The following is a 594-nucleotide window of genomic DNA, read 5'->3' on the forward strand; positions in this document are numbered from 1 at the left end:
GCGCTGTTCCGCGACACCCTGTCCACGGGCAGCGCCTGGGCCGGCTGGAAGGTCGCCACGGCGAATGCGCTGGCGGGGCTGGCGCTGGTCGGGCTGGTGATCGCCACGGCCGACCGGCCGCTCTTCGGCCTCTACTTCTGCCTGGGCGCCCTGGCCGCCATGGTCCTGTTCCGCGGCGGCGCGTCGCTACTCATGCTCGGCGCCCGGGCGCTGCACGGTATCCGGCGCCCATCCTGGCGGCTCGGGCTGGCCAATCTGCACCGACCGGGGTCGGCAACGCCGATCCTGCTGGTGTCGCTCGGCCTCGGCCTGACCACGCTGGCCGCCATCGCCCAGATCGAGGGCAACCTGCGCAACGCCATCGGCAGCGAGATGCCGGGCCGCGCGCCCAACTTCTTCTTCATCGACATCCAGCCCGACCAGGCCGAGCGCTTCGACGAGATCGCCCGGGGCACGCCCGGCATCACGGAGGTCCGCCGCGTGCCGAGCCTGCGGGCGCGCGTCGTGGCCGTGAGGGGCGTAGCGGCCGAGCAGGTCCAGGTCAGCCAGGACAGCGCCTGGGCGCTGCGCGGCGATCGCGGCCTCACCTATATC

The 594-nt window shown here is 73.4% G+C and carries 1 pseudogene; it reads left to right on the plus strand.

Annotated features, from left to right (window positions below):
- Positions 1–594: pseudogene (locus AC1DWF_RS36580) on the plus strand (ABC transporter permease); the annotation flags it as partial.

This window comes from Aminobacter sp. P4_D5, assembly GCF_056401815.1.